Annotated in this window: 2 protein-coding genes; one reads left to right on the top strand and one right to left on the bottom strand. The window is 68.7% G+C overall.

Translation table 11 applies throughout. The features are described 5' to 3' along the window. Nucleotides 1-439 precede the first annotated feature (439 nt). Nucleotides 440-772: a hypothetical protein gene (locus ACH4C6_RS36335; RefSeq protein ID WP_398112839.1), complete on the bottom strand. Its 333-nt coding sequence runs from the start codon at nucleotides 770-772 to the stop codon at nucleotides 440-442. Between the two features lie 489 nt (nucleotides 773-1261). On the opposite strand from ACH4C6_RS36335, the gene ACH4C6_RS36330 reads away from it, so the two are divergent. Beyond that, complete coding sequence (locus ACH4C6_RS36330; protein ID WP_398112838.1) at nucleotides 1262-2458, top strand: IS110 family transposase; 1197 nt, start codon at nucleotides 1262-1264, stop codon at nucleotides 2456-2458. The last annotated feature ends 110 nt before the right edge of the window (nucleotides 2459-2568 follow it).

Below are 2568 nucleotides of genomic sequence, written 5' to 3'. Positions count from 1 at the left end.
CATGCCCCTCACCGTGGCAGCAGCCGCCGGCCAAACCCCACCCGGCCCCGCCCACCCACACCCACACCACCCCACAAACCAACACCCCACACCCCGACCCGCCGGACACACCCGCAACACCCCCAACCGAGGACCGGACCGGTAAACAGCCTCCCTCCTCAGTCGGCCGTGACAAGCGTCTGGGGCCGCGCCGTGACTGCGCAGCCCCAGGCGCCCCTCGTAAGCGCGGTCCACAATCTGCTGGGGCCGATGCCGCGTCCGGCGTCGGCGAAGAGTCCTCCGCCTAAAGGCTGCCCCGGCCCGCTGCTCCCAGGAATGAGCGTTGACGCGGCGGGCTGCACCCGATACGGCGTCCGTGCCGTCTGCGGCCGTGCCCGGGCACGGCGCGGGCCCCAGGAGCGTCCTTGGGGCCCGCGTCGGCGGGTGCGGCCGAACCCGGTCAGCAGCTGGTTTCCAGGGCCTTCACGAGGTCGTCTGGGGGCGGGGTGGTTCCGGTGGCGAGGTGACGCACGCTGGGGCCGGGCGGGGGCCAGGCGGCTCCCCGGCCCAGCGGGTGGCGACGGGAGGTCGAGGTGCGCCATCCGTACCGCTCGGACCACACCAGCGCCGGAGCCGGCGCCGTGGGGCTGTCCAGGACGAGCGCGGCGAAGCATTCCTCCTGGGCCGGGTGCTGGACGGCCGGCGCGGTGTCGGTGGTCGTCCAGCCCTGGGCGCGCAGACGACAGCTTCGGCACGGATGGCGGCGCGGCAGGTCCGAGAGGCTACGTCCCAACCCCTCACCTGTCGAGTCACCCTCAGCGGCGCACCGACACACCTGCGCGAGGAGGAAGCGTGGCCTGGCTGTGAAGATCCAGTGCGCGAGCGTGACAAGCCGTTCAGAGGGGTCGTTGAACGGGGCATCGCGCCATGAATGTCCGCCCCCTCGTTGCGGATGCGCGAGCAGGGTGTCCGTCCTTGCCTCGGTCCGGACCCCGGCACGGCGCCCGGACCCCATCCCCCGTGGGGTTCGGGCGCCAGCTGCAGAAACGCTTAGCTTGTCCTACCTTCCAAGCGTGGGTCTGAGGCGGTCATTCGTAAGATCGTCGGGCCCAGGGGTTCCGGGTATGGCTGTGAGCTTGTCGCCGCTCGATGGCTCAAATGACTTGGCCGCCCGGAGCCCCGCGACGACTCGACCGCTAATTGGGATACGCGACTCGATCGCTGTGTAGGACAACGTCGGCGAGGTCGTCTGCGGGACTGCTGTGACGACAAGCTGGCGGAGGTGACCGTGCCCGAGATCTGGGCCGGGGTGGACATCGGCAAGGAACATCACCACTGCGTGGTGATCGACGCACAAGGCGAACGCCTGCTGTCGCGGCGGGTCCTGAACGACGAGAGCGCACTACTGGAGCTGATCGGCGACGTACTCGCTCTCTCCGAGGACGCGCTGTGGGCGGTGGACATCAACCACGGCGGAGCCGCCTTGCTCATCGGCCTGCTGCTCGGCCACGACCAACCGATGGTCTACCTCACCGGCCTCGCCGTTCACCAGGCATCAGCCGCTTACCGCGGCCAGGGCAAGACGGACGCCAAGGACGCCTTCGTCATCGCCGACCAGGCCCGCATGCGCAATGACCTCGGCGTGCTCCGTCCCGGTGACGAGATAGCCGTAGACCTCAAGATCCTGGTCAGGCGCCGCACCGACCTCGTCAACGACCGCACTCGCCAGATCAACCGACTCCGGGAACAACTCCTCGAAATCTGCCTGGCCTTGGAGCGCGCGCTCAGTCTGACGAACAAGGGGCCGATCCTGCTGCTGACCAGCTACCAGACGCCAGCCGCAATCCGTCGCAGCGGCGCCAAGCGAATCGAGTCGTGGCTGAAGAACCGCAAGGTCAAAGGCGCCGCCGTACTGGCCCAGGCCGCTGTCGAGGCCGCCCAGGCCCAGCACACCGCACTGCCCGGCGAGAAGCTGGCCGCCGCGATGGTGGGCCGCCTCGCGAAGGGGGTGATGGCCCTCGAAGAGGAGATCGCCGAGCTCGACGCCCTCATCGAGGCCCGGTTTCACGAGCACCGGCATGCCGAGGTGATCCGCAGCCTGCCCGGCATGGGCGCCATGCTCGGGGCGACCTTCATCGCCGCGACCGGCGGCGATATGGAAGCCTTCGGCACATCAGACCCGCTGGCCGCTTTCGCCGGCCTGTCACCGGTTCCACGCGACTCCGGCCGCGTCAGCGGAAACATGCGTCGGCCCCGCCGCTACCACCGTGGCCTCCTGCGGGCCTTCTACCTCTCCTCCATGGCCAGCTTGCGTTCGTGTCCCGCGTCACGGGCTTACTACGAACGGAAGCGTGCTGAGGGGAAAGGTCACAAGCAGGCCGTGCTGTCCCTCGCCCGTCGAAGGGCCAACGTTCTCTGGGCAATGATCCGCGACGGAGCGTGCTATCAAACTGCACCACCAGTCACGATGGCTGCTTGACATTCTCATTGGGAAGTCCTACGTGGTGAGGCGTCGTTGACCACGGTATGGGGCGGGGTACGTGGAGTTGGATTGTTCCGGACGGACTGTGGGAGATCGCCAAGCCGCTG

The sequence above is a fragment of the Streptomyces sp. NPDC017943 genome, assembly GCF_044328425.1.
Classification (GTDB): Bacteria; Actinomycetota; Actinomycetes; order Streptomycetales; family Streptomycetaceae; genus Streptomyces; species Streptomyces djakartensis_A.
Note: the sequence above shows the minus strand (reverse complement) of the source record. Positions and strands in the feature narration are given on the sequence as shown.